Origin of the sequence: Pseudomonas sp. BGI-2, assembly GCF_004310295.1 — a bacterium.
Classification (GTDB): domain Bacteria; phylum Pseudomonadota; class Gammaproteobacteria; order Pseudomonadales; family Pseudomonadaceae; genus Aquipseudomonas.
This window is the reverse complement of record NZ_SISB01000041.1, coordinates 1-19862: the sequence shown is the minus strand read 5'-3', so window position 1 is coordinate 19862 and position 19862 is coordinate 1. Positions and strand designations below refer to the sequence as shown.

Below are 19862 nucleotides of genomic sequence, written 5' to 3'. Positions count from 1 at the left end.
TGGGTGTGATGTTCACTCAAGTGCCGCAACCGCTGGTCTATGCCGAAGCCTTGCTGGCGCAGTTTGCCAGCCTGTCGCGCGCGGCAGACGGTGCTGCGCTGCTGGGTGACTTCGTGCGCGGGTTGGCCGAGCTCAGTGGTTGCGAATTGACGCAGCTGTACCTGCTGGACGCGACTCACACCTGCCTGGGGATGAACGCCGAGTGCCTCAACGGCATTCTGCAACCTCGGGAAGCGGCGAGCCTGCCGGCGGATTACAACGGTGAACAACTGCTGCAATTCGCCCTGTGCCAGAACCGCGTGGTGAGCCTCAGCGAGTTGAGCGGCAGCCTGCACGAAACCAGTTTCCTGCCACCGCAGGCCACGCCTTGGCAGTCGTTGCTGTGCGTGCCGCTGGTCAATCAGCAGAAGGCCGTCGAAGGCTTGTTGCTGTGCGCCAGTCGCCGGCACATCGACCTGCAAGGCTTTGCCGAATCCCTCGGGCAGTTGGGCTCGTTTGTACTCGGCCAACTGCATTTGCTGCAGCGTTTGCGTCAGCCGAGCGGTGACGTACGACCGATGAAGGTCAGTGTCCCAAGCGCCAGCGGTTACGGCCTGATCGGCAAGAGCAAGGCCATGCGCGAGACCTACTCGCTAATCAGCAAAGTCCTGCACAGCCCGTACACCGTGCTGCTGCGCGGCGAAACCGGCACCGGCAAGGAAGTGGTCGCACGGGCGATTCACGACTGCGGCCCGCGTCGGTCCCAGGCGTTCATCGTGCAGAACTGCGCGGCATTCCCCGAGAACCTGCTGGAAAGCGAACTGTTCGGCTATCGCAAAGGCGCGTTCACCGGCGCTGACCGCGACCGTGCCGGTCTGTTCGACGCGGCCAATGGCGGCACCTTGTTGCTCGATGAAATCGGCGACATGCCGTTGTCCCTGCAAGCCAAGTTGCTGCGCGTGTTGCAGGAAGGCGAGATTCGGCCGCTGGGTTCCAACGACACCCACAAGATCGACGTACGCATCATCGCCGCGACCCACCGGGATTTGTCGGTGCTGGTCAGCGAAGGCAAATTCCGCGAGGACTTGTACTACCGCCTCGCGCAATTCCCGATCGAGTTGCCGGCCCTGCGTCAGCGCGAAGGCGACATCCTCGATCTCGCCCGGCACTTCGCCGACAAGGCATGCTCGTTCTTGCAACGGGACGCGGTGCGCTGGTCCGATGCGGCGCTGGATCACCTGTCTGGTTATGCCTTCCCCGGCAACGTGCGTGAACTCAAAGGCCTGGTCGAACGGGCGGTGCTGCTGTGCGAGGGCGGCGAGTTGCTGGCCGAACATTTCTCCCTGCGCATGGAAGTCATGCCGGAAGACAACAGCCTGAACCTGCGCGAACGCCTGGAGCAGGTCGAACGCAGCCTGCTGCTCGATTGCCTGCGCAAAAACGACGGCAACCAGACCCTCGCCGCCCGCGAACTCGGGCTGCCACGCCGCACGCTGCTGTACCGCCTCGGGCGTTTGAATATCAACCTGGGTGATTTCGATGGCTGATCTCAGTTGCCGCTTCCCGGTTGGAATGCTACCTGTGGCCAGCGAATTTCCTGTGATGAGGAAGTTTTCTTTAGTGAGCGAGCTTCCTGTGGCGAGGGGATTTATCCCCGTTCGGCTGCGCAGCAGACGCAGTCCGGGAAATGCGGTTTGCCTGAATAAACGGTGCAATCAGCTTTGGGGCCGCTTCGCGACCCAACGGGGTGGTGCGGCATTCCGACAAGTCCCCTCGCCACAGGGGATCACCATTTCCCCGGTGATTGGCTATACGCCCTGGAATAGAGCCTTCCAATCAACCTCATTCGTTTCTAACAGCGCCGCCCAAACGGGTCGGCGCTTTGTGCTTTGTCTACCCATGGAGACCCTCTGATGCCTGTTCGTCACTGGCAAGCCGTCCTGCTGACCCTCGTCGTTCTATGCGGCCTCGGCGGCTGCAGCGGCAATTACAAATTCAACGACAACACCTATCGCCCATTGGGTGATCCGCAGGCGGTCAATCGCGGCAAGTGACCGCAAGGAGTATCACCATGGAACTGGTTTTCGAAATGCTGAACACCAAGCAGTTCGTGCCCACGGATTTGTGCCAGAAGACCTTCAAACAGGCCGGTGGCGTGATTGGCCGGGGCGAGGATTGCGACTGGATCATTCCCGACCGCAAGCGTCATCTGTCCAACCACCACGCGTTGATCAGCTACCGCGAAGGCACGTTTTTCCTGACCGATACCAGCAGCAACGGTATTCAGGACAGCGAAAGCGGCGCGCGACTGCGCAAGGGCGAAGCGATGCGCATCGAGCACGGCAGCGTGTATGTGCTGGGTGATTTCGAGATCCGTGCACGGCTGGTGCGCGACCCGGCGACCTTCGACGTGGAAGTCGGCCGTCCGCAAGCGGCGGGCAGCATCATTCCGGACGATGCGTTCCTCGACCTCGATCCGCTCAACGCCCTCGATCAGCAAGAGCGCGTGTATTCGGAAATCGACGAACTGATCTCCCCGAGCACCACTATCGAGGACACCCGTCAGCGCGCCGACTACGCCCGCATCGACATGGAAAGCCTGATGGTCCCGGAGCTGATCAACGCCCCGGCAGAGCCCGAGCCAGCTCCGGCGCCAAAAGCCGTCGAGCGTCAGAGCGAAGGTTTCTGGGAGCACTTCGGCGCGGCACTGGGCGTGGACCTCAAAGGCCTCGACCACGACGCCCGCGAAGCCTTGGCGCTGAACGCGGCACGCCTGCTCAAGCAGAGCGTCAGCGGTTTGCAGCAGAGCCTGCGCACCCGCAGCGAACTGAAAAACGAATTGCGTCTGGCCCAGACCACCGTGCAAGGCACCCACAAAAACCCATTGAAATTCGCCGTTGATGCCGGTGAAGCGCTGGGCATTTTGTTGCAGCCGAACAAGCCGGGTCAGCTGCCGGCCGAGCAAGCGATCTCTCGTTCGTTCCGCGATTTGCAGGCGCATCAGGTGGCCTTGCTGACCGCCAGCCGCGCCGCCGTTCGCGGCACGCTGGATCACTTCTCGCCAGAGCAGTTGACCTTGCGCTTCGAGCGCGACAACAAGCCGATCATGGCCACGTCCGGCAGCCGCTGGAGAGCGTACGGTCGTTATCACCAGGCCCTGCGCCAGGACGATGACTGGAGCGAGCGCCTGTTGGCCCGCGACTTTGCCCAGGCCTACGAAGAACAGATTCGCCTGATTTCCACCCTTCACACCGACCACCAAGGATGATGCGCATGTCTCGCTGCTCGACCGCTTTTTTCAAGACGCTGACAGCGTTCGCGGCCCTGGTGCTGCTGGCCGGCTGCTCGTCGCTGTCGCCGTATTCCCACGTCACCAAGCTCAACCTGAAGCTCACCGCCAGCGATCAGCTGAACCCGGACCTCAACGGGCGTCCGTCGCCGATCGTCGTGCGTCTGTTCGAGCTCAAGCACCCGGTGACCTTCGAGAACGCTGACTTCTTCAGCCTGTACGAGCGCGCCAAGGAATCCCTGGCCCCGGACCTGGTGGCCAGCGAAGAACTCGAACTGCGCCCGGGCGAAACCGTGGAAATGAAACTCAGCGTGGAGGAGGGCAGTCGCTACGTCGGCATTCTCGCCGCCTACCGTGACCTGCCCGAAACCAAATGGCGTTACACGGTGCAAGTTACCCCGGTGGAAGTCACCGACGCGGACCTGATCCTCGATCAGGCCGGCATTCGCAACAGCAACGAAACGCTCGCCAAGGCGGATGACTGAACATGAATTCCCATAAAGTCATTTGGCAGGAAGGCATGCTGCTGCGTCCGCAGCACTTCCAGCATAACGATCGCTATTACGACCACCAGATGAAGACCCGCACCCAGTTGCTGGGCAGCTACACCTGGGGCTTCCTGAACCTGGACATCGACTTGCAGTTCCTCAACATGGGCAAACTGGTGATCAGCCAGGCCTCGGGGATTCTGCCGGACGGCAGCCTGTTCGAACTCGGCGGCAACACTGAGCCGCTGGCCCTCGACGTGCCGCCGAACACCGGCAACACGCCAATTTACCTGGCACTGCCTCTGGTTACCGGCAACCACATCGAGGCCCGTCGCCCGGAGCAATCCGACGTGCTGGCGCGCTACACCGCGTACGAAGCGGAAGTGGCTGACTCCAACGCCGGCGACGATTCCGCCAGCCAGGTCAGCTGCGGCCGCCCGGACTTCAAACTGTTGCTCGGCGAGCAGCAGAGCGACCAGGCCTACGTGAAACTGAAGATCTGCGAAGTGCTCGACACCACGCCCGACGGCGTGATCAGCCTCGACCCGGATTTCGTGCCGACCTACATTCAGGCGCATTCGTCCAGTTACCTGCTGTCGTGCTTGAAAGAAGTGATCAGCATGCTCGGCCACCGTGGCGACACCATCGCCGAGCGGATTCGCTCCAACGGCAAAGTCGGTGGCGCGGAAGTCGGCGACTTCATGATGCTGCAACTGATCAACCGCACCGAATTGCTGCTGCGTCACTACCTCGGCCTGGAGCAGGTTCACCCAGAAGAGTTGTACCGCACGCTGCTGACCATGCTTGGCGACCTGGCGACGTTCTCCAGCGACAGCAAACGCCCGCGTCTGGACAGCCGTTATCAGCACAGCGACCAGGGCGCAAGCTTCCGCAAACTGATGGAAGCGATTCGTCAGGTGCTGTCGATGGTGCTCGAACAGCACGCCATCGAACTGGTCCTGCAAGCGCGTCAGTACGGGATCATCGTCTCGCCGTTGCACGACCACAAACTACTGGGCTCGGCCTCGTTCGTGCTCGCAGCCAGTGCCAACTGCGATTCCGAAGAACTGCGCCATCGCTTGCCGGCGCACCTCAAGGTCGGCCCGGTGGAGCGCATCCGCCAACTGGTCAACCTGCATCTGCCGGGCATCAAGGTCAAACCGTTGCCGGTGGCGCCGCGGCAGATCGCGTTCCACTCCAACAAAACCTATTTCATTCTCGAACTCAGTTCCGAAGACCTGGCACAACTCGAGCGCTCCGGCGGTTTCGCGTTCCACGTGTCCGGCGAATTCGCCGAGCTTGAACTGAAATTCTGGGCCATCAGGAACTGACCGACATGATCAAGGACATGGAACATAACCAGGACGACAAAACCGTCCTGCTCGACCGCCAGGGCCACGGCCCTGCTTCGAGCCCGCTGACAGATTTCGCCGCACCGCCGCGTTTTGAACAGCTCGAAGAACGGATGATTTACGCCGCACGCTTGCGCCCGGCGGAATCCTTCAACATCAGCCTCAATTCGCTGGTGGCCGCTGCGTCCGATCTGTTGTCGGAAGTGGTGCGGCTCAAGCACAGCGATACCCGCGAAGACATGTACGCGCTCAACGAGCGACTGACCGCCGGGCTGAAACTGTTTGAAGTGCGGGCGCTGCACAACGGCGCCGAAAGCAGCCAGGTGATGGCCGCGCGTTACGTGCTCTGCACCGTGGTCGATGAAGCCGTCGTGACCACGCCGTGGGGCAACGAAAGCGAGTGGTCGCAGATGAGCCTGCTCAGCAGCTTCCACAACGAAACCTTCGGTGGCGAGAAGTTCTTCCAGCTGCTGGATCGTCTGTCGAAAAACCCGGTCAAGCACCTGCCGATGCTGGAGCTGATGTACCTGTGCCTGTCGCTGGGCTTCGAAGGCAAGTACCGGGTTCAAGCCCGCGGCATGCTCGAGCTCGAAGGCATCCGCGACGCCTTGTATCGCCAGATTCGTCAGTTGCGCGGCGACGTGCCTCGCGAGCTTTCGCCGCACTGGGAAGGCTTGAACGATCAGCGCCGCAGCCTGGTGCGCATCGTGCCGGCGTGGATGGTGGTGCTGTTCACCGTGGTCTGCCTGGTGGTGATGTATTCGGGTTTCGCCTGGGTCTTGGGCGAGCAACGCGAAACCGTTCTGCAACCTTTTCAGCAGCTAGATCCGGCCGCGGTCCAGCCGCCGTCGCAGCCGTAAACAGGGACGTGTGATGAAAAAGTTTTTCAAGAAAGTCGGCGCATTCTTGCGCAAGACCTGGGTCTGGACCTTGCTGGTGGTGCTGTTTGTCGCGCTGCTGGTGTGGTTCGCCGGGCCGCTGCTGGCCGTTGATGACTACAAGTTCTGGGAAGGTTCGACCTCCCGCCTGATGACCATCAGTGTGCTGTTCCTGATCTGGGGCCTGACCATGGTCTTCGTCAGCTGGCGCGCTGGCGTACGCAAGAAAGCCATCGAAGACACTGAAGACGGCCAGGATCGTATCCGCCGTGAAGAGCTGATCGACGAAGAGCAGAAAGAGCTTCGCGTGCGCTTCAAGGATGCGTTGAAAACCCTGAAGACCTCGAGCCTGTATCGCGGTCGCAGCGAACGCTGGCGCAGTGACTTGCCGTGGTACTTGCTGATCGGCCCGCAGGGCAGCGGCAAGACCAGCCTGCTGGACTTTTCGGGCCTTGAGTTTCCGATCAACAAGATCGACCGCAAGCTGACCCGCGACACCCTCGGCACCCGTCATTGCGACTGGTATTTTGCCGACCACGGCGTGCTGATCGACACTGCCGGGCGTTACCTGACCCAGCCGGATGCCGAAGTCGATGGCAGCGCCTGGAGCACCTTGCTCGACTTGCTGCGCAAGCGTCGTCGCAACCGCCCGTTGAACGGCGTGCTGGTGACCATCCCGGTTGAATTGCTGCTGGGCAACACCGAGCAAGACCTCGACACCCTGGCTCGCCAGGTGCGTGCGCGTCTGCAAGATGTGCATCAAAAACTGCACGTCGATGTGCCGGTTTATCTGGTGCTGAGCAAGGCTGACAAGCTGCTCGGTTTCGACGAGTTCTTCGATCAACTGACCCGCGAAGAAAGCGATCAGGTGCTCGGCACCAGCTTTCGCAAAGAGCAGAGCGGCACCGACGTCGCCGTCCTGCGCGCCGAGTTCGAAGAGCTGCTGCGTCGCCTGAACAGCCAAGTGATCATGCGCATGCACCAGGAGCGCGACACCCAGCGCCGTGGCCGCATCCTCGACTTCCCGCATCAACTGGGACAGATCGGCGAGCGCCTGTGCCTGTTCGTGGACATGGCGTTCACCGGCAACCGCTACCAGCGTGTCAGCCAGTTGCGCGGTTTCTACCTGACCAGCGCACCGCACCTGACTCAAGAGATGGACCAGACCACCGCCAACATTGGTGCCAATCTGGGCATGAACGCCGGCATGCTGCCGACCTTGCGCAGCGGGCGTTCGCGCTTCATTCACCACTTGCTCAGTCGCGTGATCTTCCCGGAAGCCGATCTGGCCGGTCTGGACAAGCGCGAACGCAGCCGCATCCATTGGGGCCAGCGCGCCTTGTACGTCGGCGCTTTGGCGGCACTGGCGCTGTTCGGCATGCTGTGGGCGGGCGGTTTCTCCGCCAACTACGAGCGTCTGGAAAACCTGCGCAACCTGGCCACCAACTGGACGCAGCAACGCTCGGCCCTGACCGCGCGTGATGATTCCATGGCGGTGCTCAAGACCCTCGACACCAGCTACGCGGCGACTCAAGTCTTCCCGAAAAAAGGTGACGTGTCGTACCACGAACGTGGCGGCCTGTACCAGGGCGAAGAGGTCAATCCGGTGGTCAAGGACGCATACGAGCGTGAGCTCGAAGCGCAACTGCTGCCGAAGGTCGCAACGCTGCTGGAAGGACAGATCCGCGCCAACATGAAGGACCGCGAACGCCTGCTCAACAGCCTGCGCGCGTACCTGATGCTGAACATGAAGGATCGTCGCGATGCGGCGTGGCTCAAGGATTGGGTCGCCACTGACTGGTCCCAGCGTTACGCCGGCAACACCGCGGTGCAGAACGGTTTGAACACGCACTTCGAGCGCTTGCTCAAGCAGCCATTTATCTACCCGCTGAACGATCAACTGGTGGCGCAGGCGCGTCAGGTGCTGCGCAGCGAGTCGCTGGCCAACGTGGTTTACCGCATGCTGCGCGAGCAGGCCCGCAACCTGCCGGAATACCGTTTGAGCCAACACATGGGCCCACAGGCTTCGTTGTTTGTCGGCACCGATTACGTGATCCCAGGCTTCTACACCCAACAGGGCTATCAGCAGTATTTCTCGGTCCAGGGCAGTGCGCTGGTCACCGACATCCTGCGTGACAACTGGGTGCTGGGCGAGGGCGCGGGCATCAGCGGCATGGACTTGCGTCGCCTGATGGTCGAACTGGAGCAACTGTACTTCCGCGACTACGCCAACTTCTGGAGTGAAGCGGTCGGCCAGGTTGCCTTGCCACCGATCAACGATGCGGGCGAGGGTGCCGAGCAACTGGCGGGCCTGACTTCCGCCAATTCCCCGGTGCTGCAACTGCTGGTCGAAGTGCGCGAGAACACCCGTTTCCCGGCAGAAGCCGAACCGGTTGACCAAGCGGCTGATGCTGCTGGAGCGCTGGCAGACCAGAAAGGCAAGTTGGGCAAGCTGGGCAAACTGGCGTCTGCCGCAGCGGACCAGGCCTCGAACATGGCCGCGACCAAGAACCTGCCAGACACCGCGAAGAAATCCCTGCAACGTCGTTTCGAGCCGCTGCACCGTCTGCTGGATGACAACAACGGCCCGGCCGCTGATTTGACCCCGGCACTCGCGGCGCTCAATGACCTGCAACTGCAACTGGCGAGCCTGGCGCGTGCCAGTTCCCCGGATCAGGCCGCGTTCGAAATGGCCAAGACCCGAATGAGCGGCCAGCGTGATGCGCTGAGCGCCCTGCGCAATGCCTCCAACCGTCTGCCACGTCCGGTCAGCGTGTGGTTCAACGTCTTGGCCGAAGACACCTGGCGTCTGGTGCTGAACGATTCCTACCAGTACCTGAACCAGCGTTATCAGAGCGAGTTGTACAGCTTCTACGGCAAGGCGATCAACAAGCGTTACCCGTTCAGCGCCCACAGCACCAGCGACGTCGCGATCAGCGACTTCCGCGAGTTCTTCAAGGCGCAGGGCATCAACGATCGCTTCTTCGAGACCTACATGCGTCCGTTCGTCAGTGGCGATCCAGGCAACTACCGCCTGCGCACCATTGACGGTCACAGCATGCCGATCTCCAAGGTCTACCTCGACCAGATGGCCGCCGCCCAAGTGATCCGCCAGAGCTTCTTCTCGATCAACCCGGCCGAGCCGCAAGTGCAGTTCAAACTGGAGCCGTACACCCTCGACCCGGCCGTCAGCCGTTCCGAGTTCAAGTTTGGCGACAAAACAATCGAATACCGTCACGGCCCGATCGTGCCGGTGTCGTTCAAATGGCCGACCGATGCTGAAGACGGTCGCACCAGCCTGGTCCTCGACAAAATGGCCGGCCGCCCGATCGGTATCGAAAAGAACACCGGTCCTTGGTCGCTGTTCCGTCTGTTCGACCTGATGCAGACCGAGTACCTGAGCGGTCGCGACGTGCTGGTGCTGAAAGCTGACGTAGGCGGCCTGCGCGCCAATTACCTGCTCAGCAGCCAGCGCACGCCGAACCCGTTCGACATGGGCGTGCTGCGCACCTTCCGTATGCCGGTGCAGCTCTGATGCTGGTAGCCAGTCCCTGGCGCAGCGCTGCGCGTACCGATCCGGGCAAGGTTCGGGCGCGCAACGAAGATGCTTTTCTCGACTGTCCACAGCAGGGGCTGTGGGTGGTCGCGGACGGCATGGGCGGTCATCAGGGTGGCGACATCGCCAGCCAGTTGATCGTCGCCAGCCTGGCGGAATTGCCGGTGCAGGACGGCTTCGACGAACGACTTAAGGGTATTCGCCAGTGCCTGCACTGGTTGAATCGCCGCTTGGGTCAGGAGTTGACCGTCACCGCCGGGCGCCACGACAGCATCATGGGCAGCACCGTGGTGGCGCTGCTGGTGGAGGGCAATCGCGCGGCCTGCATCTGGGCCGGCGACAGCCGTTGCTACCTGTGGCGTGGCCAGCGTTTGTATCAGCTGTCCAAGGACCATTCGCTGCAACAGCAACTGATCGACGAGCAAAACATGAGCATCGAAGACGCCCGTGCGCATCCGTCGGCCCATGCCCTGACCCGTGCGGTCGGGGCCGCCGATGTGCTGACGCTGGACGTGCTCGAACTCGAGGTTTACCCCGGCGATACGTTTCTGTTGTGCAGCGACGGTTTGTACCAAGGGCTCAGCAGCGATGCCTTGGGCAATGCCCTGAGCCTGACCGCGCCGCACGTTGCGTTGGAGCGTCTGTTCGACGGCGCCCTGCGTGGCTCGGCCCGGGACAACCTGACTGCCGTGGTGATCCGACAATGACCCAACTCATGCCGCCGCTCGACGACCTGCTGGTGACCGACGAAGAGGCCAGTAACCTGACTTACTTTGCGTTTGCCCCGTCTCTAAACGGAAAGCCGCATAAAGCAGAACCCGCGCTGGCGCCGACCAAGGCCAGCGTCGGCGAAATGCCCGACGTGCTCGCAGGCCGTTACCGCATCGAGCGTCTGCTCGGTGCCGGCGGCATGGGCGCGGTTTACCGCGCACGGGACTTGCTGAGCGAACAGTTCGGCGATCCCGACCCTTACATCGCGCTGAAAATCCTCAGCGAAGAATTTGCCGAATCGCCGGATGCCAGCGCCTTGCTCTACAGCGAGTTCGCCCTGACCCGACGACTGCGCCACGACAACGTGCTGCGACCGCACACCTTTGAAGTGGACACCGACTGCCAGCGCGCCTTCATCACCATGGAACTCATGCGTGGGCTGACCCTGGACAAACTGCTCTGCGAGCGGCCCCTGGGCCTGCCGTGGAAAGAATTGCGCGACATCGCGCTGCCGCTGCTCGATGCGCTGGCTTACGCCCACGCTCGCGGCGTGCTGCACGGTGACATGAAGCCGAGCAACGTGATGCTCAGCGAAGAAGGCGTGCGCCTGTTCGACTTCGGCCTAGGTCAAGCCGAAGAGGGCATCCTTCCCGGCCTGCCACACCTGAGCCGCGACCGCTTCAACGCCTGGACCCCGGGCTACGCCGCCGCGGAACTGCTCGAAGGCCAACCGCTGTCGGCCAGCGCCGATGTGTATGGCGTGGCCTGCGTGCTCTACGAACTGGCGGGCGGCAAACACCCGTTCCGCCGCTTGTCGTCGATTGAGGCCCGCGACGCGCACCTCGACCGCGAACTGCACGCACCCCCGAATCTACCGAAACACTGCTGGCCAGCCCTGCGAACGGCGCTGGCTTTCGATGCGGCCAAGCGCACCATCACCGCCGCCCAACTGCGTGACGCCTTGGGCGCCACTTCGTCTTTGCTGCAACGCCTGCGACTGCGGGCGTAACGGATGACTACCGAACAGGGAGCAAGCAATGTTCAACCCGTCTAACGAAACCCACTTCAGCCTCACCGTCGAAGACTACGTGGGCGACCTGCAAGTGCTGTCGTTCACCGGCACCGAAGGCATCAGCCAGCCGTATCGCTTCGACCTCGAACTGGTCAGCGAAAACCCCGATCTGGACCTGGAAAAACTCCTGCACAAACAGGCGTTCCTGGCGTTCGATCCGCAAGGCTCCGGCATCCACGGTCAGATCTACCGCGTCGCCCAAGGTGACGCCGGCAAACGCCTGACCCGCTACAAAGTCTCCCTGGTGCCGCAACTGCAATACCTGCATCACCGCACCAACCAGCGCATCTACCAGCAGATGTCCGCGCCGAAAATCATCGCGCTGATCCTCGACGAGCACGGCATCAAAGGCAACGCGTACAGCTTCCAGCTCAGCCAGCCCTGCCCGGACCGCGACTACTGCGTGCAGTACGACGAAACCGACCTGCACTTCGTCCAGCGCCTGTGCGAAGAGGAAGGCATTCACTACCACTTCCAGCACAGCGAGAAAGGTCACCTGCTGGTCTTCGGTGACGACCAAACCGTATTCCCGAAACTCGGCCAGCCAACGGCGTACGTGCAAGGCAGCGGCATGGTCGCCGACGAACCGGTGATCAAAGGCTTCAAACTGCGCCTCGAAACCCGCACCGGCCGCGTCACCCGCCGCGACTACGACTTCGAAAAACCACGCCTGCAACTCGAAGCCGCGTACAAACCCGACGGCGAAAGCACCGAACCGGATCTGGAAGATTACGACTACCCCGGCCGCTTCCTCGACCGCGCGCGCGGCAAATTCCTCAGCCAACGCGCCCTCGAACGCCACCGCGCCGACTACCAACAAGCCGAAGGCCACGGCGACCAGACCAAACTGATCAGCGGCCACTTCCTGGAAATGTCCGACCACCCGCGCACCGAGTGGAACGACCTCTGGCTGCTCACCGAAATCGTCCACGAAGGCAAACAACCGCAAGTCCTCGAAGAGTCCGTGACCAGCGACACCACCGACAACAAAGACGACTTCCACCAGGGCTACCGCAACCGCTTCCTCGCCACCCCGTGGACCGTGTTCTACCGCCCAGCGCTGCAACACCCCAAACCCCGCGTCCTCGGCAGCCAGACCGCCATGGTCACCGGGCCTAAAGGCGAAGAGATTCACTGCGACCAATACGGCCGCATCAAAGTGCAATTCCACTGGGACCGCGAAGGATTGGCGGATGACAAAACCAGCTGCTGGATGCGCGTGTCTTCGAGTTGGGCAGGGGATCGGTATGGCGCCATCGTTATCCCGCGCATCGGCATGGAAGTGCTCGTCACTTTCCTCGAAGGCGACCCCGACCAACCGCTGGTGACCGGTTGCCTGTACCACAAGGAAAACCAGGTTCCCTACGAACTGCCGGCCAATAAAACCCGCACCGTGTTCAAAACCCTCAGCTCCCCCGGAGGCGGTGGGTTTAATGAACTGCGGATTGAAGACAAGAAGGGAGCCGAGCAGATCTTCATTCATGCCCAGCGGGATTGGGATGAAAACATTGAGCATGATCAGAAGATTCGCGTGGGTAACGAACGCCACGACACGGTGGTGAAGAACTCCTACACCGAGCTCAAGGCTGAAGAGCATCGCACCACGATTGCCGACCGCAAGGTTGAAACGCGGCTGGATGATCACCTGACGATTGGGCAGAACCAACATGTGAAGCTGGGGACTGCGCAGCTGACGAGTGTTGGGAAAGAGATTCATCTGAAGGCTGGGGCGAAGATTGTTATTGAGGCTGGCACCGAACTCACCATTTTGGGGGGCGGGAGCTTTATCAAGCTGGATGCCGGTGGGGTGACGGTTGTTGGGCCGGTGGTGAAGATTAATGCGGGTGGTTCGGCAGGGAATGGGACAGGGATTGGGATAAAGCCGCCGGTGCTGCCGGGGGCGGCGGATAAGGATAAGGCGGGGAGTTTGATGGATCAGGCGTTGGGGAATGCGGTGCCGGAGAAAACCACCACTCGACCGATGCGAATGATGAAGTTCTCGGGTTGACCTCCAACGGATCACACAGGATTAGGTAATAGGAAAAATGACGGAACCAGTCAAAGTTAAAAAATGGTCTTATCCCCTCAAGATAGGAAACGCCAGCGGGGCAGACCCACAGCAGTACTACGCTGCTCTGGCCAAAGCAAAGGATGGTTATTACCCCCTCGGTGGTAACGGTCTCTGGCACGGTGGAGTGCATTTTGACGAAGCTTCGGGATTGATTTCGGCACATAGCGAAGTGCGCTGTATCGCCGATGGGCAGGTGATCGCCTATCGCATTGATGAAACCTATCTACCGACCGTATACAGCGACCGTACTGCTGTTGCCTCATCAGGATTCGTGCTGGTCAAGCATCTACTCGAGGTTCCCGCTCCTCCAGCACCCCCTGCTACCCCGGGTGGATCTCCTGCGCCTGCCTCGGCGGGTGGGCCTCTATTGACGTTCTACAGCCTTTATATGCACCTGTTGGACATGGCTGGATATAGAGAAAAGCCGACCTTGGAACGCCCGTCTTACTGGGCCGGTGGCACCTATCAGATCAAGGCAAATGTAAATGACCCTGTTCAAGGGTTGAATGTGCGTGCTGCGCCTAGTGGTAGCGAAGGGTACAGCCAGGTTTTGACTACATTGCCGCGCGGCACCACCGTTACGACAGGGGAGACGAGTGCAGATGGCAAATGGGTAAAAATTGTTAGCGTAATGCCAGACGCGGAACAAGCGGCTGCGATAAACGGCTGGATATTTAAAGGTCAAATGACGAGTCAAGGTGCGGACCAATACCTGATTGGCGAACAGGCGAACGATACTCCTGTGAGCCAAGCCAAAGGTTTGAGAGTACGTAGTACTGCGGCCACCAACGGTCCCGTCATCTCGGTGTTGCCTGCAGGCACTCAAGTCCAGATCAGTCATGAAGGGGGATCTGGCAACTACCGAAAACTAATTAAAGTAGTGAGTGGGACGCCAATCCCCGCTCTCACCGCTGACGCAACTGGAAATGTGCCAGGTTATGTATGGCTTCCTTCGCTTGAAACAAAAACTGAGCCGAAGGAGGTGGGGAAGGTTGTTCTACTCGATGAACCAGTTCACATCAAAGCCGGAGCATTGGTGGGCCACGCAGGCCATTTTCAAGAACACGATGAAAGTACCGCTCGTAACGTGGTTCACGTAGAGGTTTTCACGTGCGATGACATTGAGACGTTCGTTACTCAAAGTCGCAGCCAAGCCGCTGCGTTACCAGCAGACCAAAAAAGTCTGATGAAGATTTACAAGGATACGAAGCTTATTACGCACCGCGCCGACATCAGTGCGACTAACCCACCAAAGGTGAACGATGGCGGTGTAGTGATCGGATACGATCTGATCATTCCCATTGGCGTGTTAGAAGCCTTACCGGCTTCAAAAAAAATCAAGCATTCTGTCACTATTCCAAGTACGAGCTCTAATCCCGCAACCTCTAGCACTACTCGTTGGTGGCATCTCGAAGGATTGCTAGGCGACCCGCAAGGTAATCCTATTAGCGGGTGGTTGGGCGAGAAGGACTTGATGACCACTCGCCACAATCCGTGGGAATGGGACGGGTTTAAATTCATTGAAGAAACAGGTAGCAACGCCGAGCATCTCTCTTCATATTTGCATGATCGTGATCTACTCACTGAAGAAGAAAAGGCTACTTTCGTTCCGAAAGCCAGTAATTCAACTAAAGGGCCGGTAAAGGAAGGGCTGTACGACATCATTGACACTGATAAGAACGATAAACTTACTACTACAGAAATCTCGGCAGCACTGGCTAAGCCTTGGTTTGCGCAATCTATATCCCAGCTGATCACCAAGTATGAAAGCGAATGGTTCTATGACGCTACGAAATGGGATGCCCTCGACGAATTGATGGGGCATGCGACTGATAGACCAAATTTGAACTGGGTTGCGCAAAAGCAGCGAATCAAGGACCTGTCTTGGTGGAAAGAGGTTGCTGCAAGGGAGGCTCTAAGTCCGGATGGTAAGGTTTGGCATATTCATTCAATCGGTCTCATAGGAAACTTTGACCAGAAAAAACAATGCACCTGCAATGCTGTAGCCAAAGTAACTCGATGGGGTACTCATTATGGTCCTGTAGTTTGGGGCGAAGTTAAACTAGGGGATGTGCCTCAATGGGCAGCTTTAGAAGCCGCAGGTAAAGTAACAGCGTTTGAGAAGAAAGTTATTGCTGTTATGTGTGAAAATGAGGGCAAGATCAATACAGTTCAGTCTTATGATAGTGAGATAATATCTGCAGGCGCGATGCAGAAAACTGTTAACCCTCAGGGTGCCGGTGAACTCCCAATCCAAGTGAAAGTTTTCAAGGAGCTCTATCCCGATGAGTTTGTTGAGCTTTTTGAAAATCAAGGTTGGTATTTGGACTTAAGTTCTGATAGTCCGAAGATGTATTATAAGAATTCTGAGTTTGCAAACGGTGAAAAACTTGAACGAGCCGAATTAAAGGCTAAGCTTAGGGTTGGCTGCGGGGAGTCAACTTTTGGTAACGTTATTCAATGTAAGCCTGTGTCTGCTTTGGCCTGTGCCGTAGGGTCTCCTTCATATGTTGAACTTCAAATATCAGATTTTATAAAGCGACTGAGAGAACTTCAGTCAAAAAAACCGAATACATATGATTTCACGGTTGGTCAATTATTTTTGTCGACTCTTGGGCAGGCTACAGTTTTGGATGAACACGTTAACCGACCTGGTAACGTAGCCGAAAATTTGAAAAAAGCTCTAGACAAGTTTTTCTCGGAAAATCCTACTGTTAGTAAAAATGTAACTGCATGGGGAAACAATCATGCTAGTTACGAGCGTGAGATTACTGATATTTACGGGCCAGGTCGCAACGGAATGACAACTCCAGGGGTTCGGTACACCAAATTAAAGGCGGCAGTAAATGTTTAATAAATGCTATGTGGTCCCATGTTTGGTGCTTTTGCTCACTGGCACGAGTTATGCCGATACAGCACCGTTAAAAATTGTTGGTTTTCAAGGCCGTTCTTTAAGCTTTAAAAATTATGAAGAAAAGTATGGGGGGTGGAATGATGTGCAATATCAAGGCGCCAAAGATGGGTTCAGCATATACTCGATCCAAACTAAATTGGCGGGCTCTGAGGATGGCGTTGTTGCAAGTTCAGATGTGGGTCTTATCTCTGGCGATAAAAAATATGTGATAGTGCAGCGAACAAATGCCGGAGAAGTAGTCGATGGGGAAGGGAATGCAATAATTTCCTCTCAGGCATACTGCGATATGGTTTCGCTGGAAACTGGCTGTGTCGAAAATCTGGGTTCAGTTCAGCAGTGTGACGGCGCATGGCTGGGCAACAAATGGAAAAGTGCGGAAGGAGGGATTTTCGAATTTTCTAAGGGGGGGATTTCTCCGAAACAGCTAATCTCTGACGTGGTTGGCGTGCCTGAGAATGAGTCGCGCGCTAGTGCATTAAGAGATTCTATTTTCATGGGTATTCCCTCCTATATGGCGTGCTATCCACCTGATAAAAACATATCTGAATATAATGACATTGCTTTCTACTTCGCACAGGGCGACGAGCACCTTTTGGCAATGCAGATTTATAATCGCTTGTTGGCTATTGCGGCGGATAGAGTGCCATTGAAACTTAATGTTGCTGACTCTCTCTGGGCACTTGGAAAACATGATGAGGCGAAGCCATACTATGCTGGATATCGCGATGCGATGAGAAGGAAAGGTATAGCAGATAAAGTTCCTCGGCGAGTTGAGGAGCGTTTAAATTAGTAAAGGTGGTGTTATTTTATATACAGCCTCTCGGGAGGCTGCTCCTTTGATGAAGGTGTAGCTACAGGGAAAAGGGGGGGGAATTTATTTTATTGAACTCGCCATTTTGCGGTGAGGTCGTCGATAAATAAATCGGCCACCTTTATATTAAGTATGAAAAGATTTTTACCGCTGCTGATAAGTCTATTTACCTCTGTGGCCTACAGTGACGTCACCACCGAGACTTTGTGCTTCGAACTCTCCCAATCCAGTCCTGTAAAGTTAGAATTAAGAACCTATTACGAATCAGCCAGCAAATGGTCAGGTGGTTTCGTAAAGTATGCCAAGTCGAACACCCCTATTTCCATAGTGTTGACGGATTCCCAAGACGAAATACTCGACCCGCAGGCGCCCTGGCAGCACACCGCGATATGGTCTGAAGTCCTGGGTGGCAAGGTCACGGGAACCTATGAGTTGGTGACTCAGGGCGCTCAGATAGTCTCGATGTCCTACACGAAGAAATCTAACGGCAAAGCGTACAGCTTCACGATTAATACCAGTATCGACTCTTCTTTGGAAACCGGGTGTACGTGGGAGTAGGACGAGCACATGCGATTCAAGTATCTAGCCATATCATTGCTCGGTCTGCTGTGGACGGCACCGGTATTTGCCGAAAAAATCACTTTCAGCCCAACCAAAAACGTCGAAGCGACGCTCGTGCTGGAAGGTGCCATGTTAACGGTCGCTGTTAAAAGCGATGCCCATAACGAATCTCGGACAATCGCTTTTCAAGCTGAAAACGACCTGCATGTGCAAATAGACGATTTCAATTTCGACGGTGCAAAAGATTTTGTGGTCTGGCAGATCGATGACGGAATGGGCACCTACACCATTCACAGGATCTTTGTTTACCACCCCGATGCAGTTTTTTTCAAGGAGCTGACTCCAGCTTGTGGCGACGATTTCGCCAATTTGCGCGTAGAGCGCGACAAGAAAACTCTGCTCAGCACCTACTGGGAAATGAATGAGCCAAAGCTCTGTGTCACCAATTTTTCCCCAGATTAGGTTGCTTTCATTTGAATAGATCAAGGATAGAAGACAGTGAAACGCTTTTTTTTAGGAGCTCTTTGTACATTGACATGCCAGGCCGTTCTACCGGTTTCACTCGCACTTGCTCAGGATGAGTGCACCGGGAACACCACAAGTCAACAAGTTGATAAGTGCTCTGACGTATCGAAGGTTGCTGCTGATTCACAGTTGAATACGAGTTATCACCAGCTGATGGCTCGACTCGAAACGCAGTATCGAGCCGATCCGGATACGGGGAAGGGGTATACAGCGAAGGTCAAAGAAGCACAGCGTGCGTGGATAAAATTGCGCGATGCGAATTGCCCGCTTGAAGCATTTGAGATTAAGCCGGGTACTTCTGCCTACGTGACGACCGTGAACAACTGCATCGCAAGAATGAGCCGCGAGCGTTCAGTTTTTCTGGACAACATTGCGCCCGACATCGTGAGTGGTTCGGCTGCGGGGCGCGAGTCAGATATCTCGTGTCCATCTGGGAATTTTGCTCAATTTCTACCTGCGTTCTCCGCTAATGCTGAGTCGCAAAGGCGCCTCACTGCGCTGGCAGTGAAGATGCTGGTGTTAAAACGTACAGAAGATCCGGGCCGATTCGAACCGTCCATTACTGCGGTAACAGGCTCCAGTTTGGCGTTTCCGTTGATGGCCGCGATGGAAGGAAAAACTGAAGGGGTTGAGATCGAAACAGTCGATGTCGCTCACATGAACGTTGTGGATAAACGGGCCGGTAACAGCAACATCAAGATTTTTAACTTTGCTAAAAAGTCGTGCTGGTCGCTGGTGGGGATTGAGGATTGGTCGATCAGCGAGAAGGAGCTTGTCGCATCCGGTAAACCTGGAATGAACCGTGCTGAGAACCTTTGTTTTCAACGTGCTGAGGGTTTGGGTGGGTTAGGGTTTCTTGAGCAATACCGTCTGACTAAGGAGTTGATTGAAGCGTCTCTGGAAAACTATGTTTGTGCTGCCGAGTCGGGTGATCCACAGGCGAGTTTGTCAGCGGCAAGATTGAGTCTTTCGCAGATGGCTCCTCAGTTAGAAACCAGCAAGGTTGAGGCGTTGTTTAAAGCGGCAGCGACGACACTGCCGGACGGGGCGCTGGGTTATGCCACCTATTACTGTAACGGTAACTCCACCGACTATGACGGCCCTTGCTTGCATCCCGAGCAGGCGGAAAGAGAAGTTTTTCGTGCGGTTTCCATGGGTTCCGCAGATGCGATGAACTATCTGGGTTTTTCTTTTGAGAGTGGCCAGTTGGGAACGAAGGATATGTCCCGGGCGTTGGCCTGTTATCAGCTGTCAGCGGACAAAGGTAGCCCGCAGGGTAGCGACGGTGTGAAGCGCTTGGTTTCGCAAGGCTCAGACATAAAGGCCAGCCACTGCCTGTGAATTTCGCTGTGCAGATATAAACGTTGAAGAAGGGGGGCGCGAAGCCCCCGTTCTCTATTCGCGAAGTTGCTACACCTTCCCCCGATGCTCCGCCGGATTCGGCGAATCAATGTGATCCAGCGCTCGCTCCACCAACAACCGAACTCCATCCGCCAATCTGCTAAGCGCTAAAGCTAAGGAGCGTCGTTGTAGTGGTCAACTAATCCCGGACACGACGTTAAGTTTTTCTTCGGCCCGAGCTGGCGCCAGCCCACCGTTGAATTGATGGGGCCGAATCCAGTTGTACCGATGCATCAAGAAATGGCTGATATCGC

The 19862-nt window shown here is 57.5% G+C and carries 14 protein-coding genes; all 14 read left to right on the top strand.

Going from position 1 to position 19862, the window contains the following annotated elements:
* Window positions 1-8: 8 nt before the first annotated feature.
* The 14 genes from EYC95_RS23725 to EYC95_RS23655 all read left to right on the top strand — a co-directional run bounded on the left by EYC95_RS23725 (window position 9) and on the right by EYC95_RS23655 (window position 19548).
* Window positions 9-1526, top strand: a complete 1518-nt coding sequence (locus tag EYC95_RS23725; protein WP_131062485.1) for a sigma-54-dependent Fis family transcriptional regulator — start codon at window positions 9-11, stop codon at window positions 1524-1526.
* Between the two features lie 366 nt (window positions 1527-1892).
* A complete protein-coding gene (locus EYC95_RS23720) occupies window positions 1893-2033 on the top strand; it encodes a type VI secretion protein (protein WP_092276060.1) in 141 nt (46 codons plus the stop codon).
* A gap of 17 nt (window positions 2034-2050) precedes the next feature.
* Complete coding sequence (gene tagH, locus EYC95_RS23715) at window positions 2051-3247, top strand: type VI secretion system-associated FHA domain protein TagH (protein WP_131062484.1); 1197 nt, start codon at window positions 2051-2053, stop codon at window positions 3245-3247.
* Between the two features lie 5 nt (window positions 3248-3252).
* A complete protein-coding gene (gene tssJ, locus EYC95_RS23710; protein WP_131062483.1) occupies window positions 3253-3753 on the top strand; it encodes a type VI secretion system lipoprotein TssJ in 501 nt (166 codons plus the stop codon).
* A 2-nt stretch (window positions 3754-3755) separates the two neighbouring features.
* Entirely contained in the window at window positions 3756-5087 is a 1332-nt protein-coding gene (tssK, locus tag EYC95_RS23705) for a type VI secretion system baseplate subunit TssK (protein ID WP_131062482.1), read from the top strand.
* A 5-nt stretch (window positions 5088-5092) separates the two neighbouring features.
* The gene (gene icmH, locus EYC95_RS23700; RefSeq protein ID WP_131062481.1) at window positions 5093-5968 is read left to right on the top strand and encodes a type IVB secretion system protein IcmH/DotU; all 876 of its coding nucleotides are present in this window, start codon (window positions 5093-5095) and stop codon (window positions 5966-5968) included.
* A gap of 13 nt (window positions 5969-5981) precedes the next feature.
* Window positions 5982-9521, top strand: coding sequence for a type VI secretion system membrane subunit TssM (gene tssM / locus EYC95_RS23695; RefSeq protein WP_131062480.1), 3540 nt, complete (start codon window positions 5982-5984; stop codon window positions 9519-9521).
* Window positions 9521-10249 carry a PP2C family serine/threonine-protein phosphatase gene (locus tag EYC95_RS23690; protein WP_131062479.1) on the top strand — a complete coding sequence of 243 codons (729 nt, stop codon included), beginning with the start codon at window positions 9521-9523 and terminating at the stop codon, window positions 10247-10249. The genes tssM and EYC95_RS23690 overlap by 1 nt, the downstream gene beginning before the upstream one ends.
* Window positions 10246-11262 carry a serine/threonine-protein kinase gene (locus tag EYC95_RS23685; RefSeq protein ID WP_165557500.1) on the top strand — a complete coding sequence of 339 codons (1017 nt, stop codon included), beginning with the start codon at window positions 10246-10248 and terminating at the stop codon, window positions 11260-11262. Before EYC95_RS23690 ends, EYC95_RS23685 begins: the two co-directional genes overlap by 4 nt.
* A gap of 28 nt (window positions 11263-11290) precedes the next feature.
* A complete protein-coding gene (locus EYC95_RS23680; RefSeq protein ID WP_131062478.1) occupies window positions 11291-13333 on the top strand; it encodes a type VI secretion system tip protein VgrG in 2043 nt (680 codons plus the stop codon).
* Window positions 13334-13370: 37 nt separating this feature from the next.
* Window positions 13371-16250, top strand: coding sequence for an SH3 domain-containing protein (locus EYC95_RS30740; protein WP_256656993.1), 2880 nt, complete (start codon window positions 13371-13373; stop codon window positions 16248-16250).
* Window positions 16243-17100 carry a type IV pilus biogenesis/stability protein PilW gene (locus tag EYC95_RS23670; RefSeq protein ID WP_131062477.1) on the top strand — a complete coding sequence of 286 codons (858 nt, stop codon included), beginning with the start codon at window positions 16243-16245 and terminating at the stop codon, window positions 17098-17100. The genes EYC95_RS30740 and EYC95_RS23670 overlap by 8 nt, the downstream gene beginning before the upstream one ends.
* Before the next feature lie 588 nt (window positions 17101-17688).
* The gene (locus EYC95_RS23660) at window positions 17689-18144 is read left to right on the top strand and encodes a hypothetical protein (protein WP_131062475.1); all 456 of its coding nucleotides are present in this window, start codon (window positions 17689-17691) and stop codon (window positions 18142-18144) included.
* Window positions 18145-18180: 36 nt separating this feature from the next.
* Complete coding sequence (locus EYC95_RS23655; protein ID WP_131062474.1) at window positions 18181-19548, top strand: lysozyme inhibitor LprI family protein; 1368 nt, start codon at window positions 18181-18183, stop codon at window positions 19546-19548.
* Window positions 19549-19862: the final 314 nt, after the last annotated feature.

What these genes read in the sequence shown, in the direction of transcription:
- EYC95_RS23725 (WP_131062485.1), top strand. Translation starts at nt 9, where the DNA reads ATGTTCACTCAAGTGCCGCAACCGCTGGTCTATGCCGAAGCCTTGCTG.
- EYC95_RS23720 (WP_092276060.1), top strand. Translation starts at nt 1,893, where the DNA reads ATGCCTGTTCGTCACTGGCAAGCCGTCCTGCTGACCCTCGTCGTTCTA.
- tagH (WP_131062484.1), top strand. Translation starts at nt 2,051, where the DNA reads ATGGAACTGGTTTTCGAAATGCTGAACACCAAGCAGTTCGTGCCCACG.
- tssJ (WP_131062483.1), top strand. Translation starts at nt 3,253, where the DNA reads ATGTCTCGCTGCTCGACCGCTTTTTTCAAGACGCTGACAGCGTTCGCG.
- tssK (WP_131062482.1), top strand. Translation starts at nt 3,756, where the DNA reads ATGAATTCCCATAAAGTCATTTGGCAGGAAGGCATGCTGCTGCGTCCG.
- icmH (WP_131062481.1), top strand. Translation starts at nt 5,093, where the DNA reads ATGATCAAGGACATGGAACATAACCAGGACGACAAAACCGTCCTGCTC.
- tssM (WP_131062480.1), top strand. Translation starts at nt 5,982, where the DNA reads ATGAAAAAGTTTTTCAAGAAAGTCGGCGCATTCTTGCGCAAGACCTGG.
- EYC95_RS23690 (WP_131062479.1), top strand. Translation starts at nt 9,521, where the DNA reads ATGCTGGTAGCCAGTCCCTGGCGCAGCGCTGCGCGTACCGATCCGGGC.
- EYC95_RS23685 (WP_165557500.1), top strand. Translation starts at nt 10,246, where the DNA reads ATGACCCAACTCATGCCGCCGCTCGACGACCTGCTGGTGACCGACGAA.
- EYC95_RS23680 (WP_131062478.1), top strand. Translation starts at nt 11,291, where the DNA reads ATGTTCAACCCGTCTAACGAAACCCACTTCAGCCTCACCGTCGAAGAC.
- EYC95_RS30740 (WP_256656993.1), top strand. Translation starts at nt 13,371, where the DNA reads ATGACGGAACCAGTCAAAGTTAAAAAATGGTCTTATCCCCTCAAGATA.
- EYC95_RS23670 (WP_131062477.1), top strand. Translation starts at nt 16,243, where the DNA reads ATGTTTAATAAATGCTATGTGGTCCCATGTTTGGTGCTTTTGCTCACT.
- EYC95_RS23660 (WP_131062475.1), top strand. Translation starts at nt 17,689, where the DNA reads ATGCGATTCAAGTATCTAGCCATATCATTGCTCGGTCTGCTGTGGACG.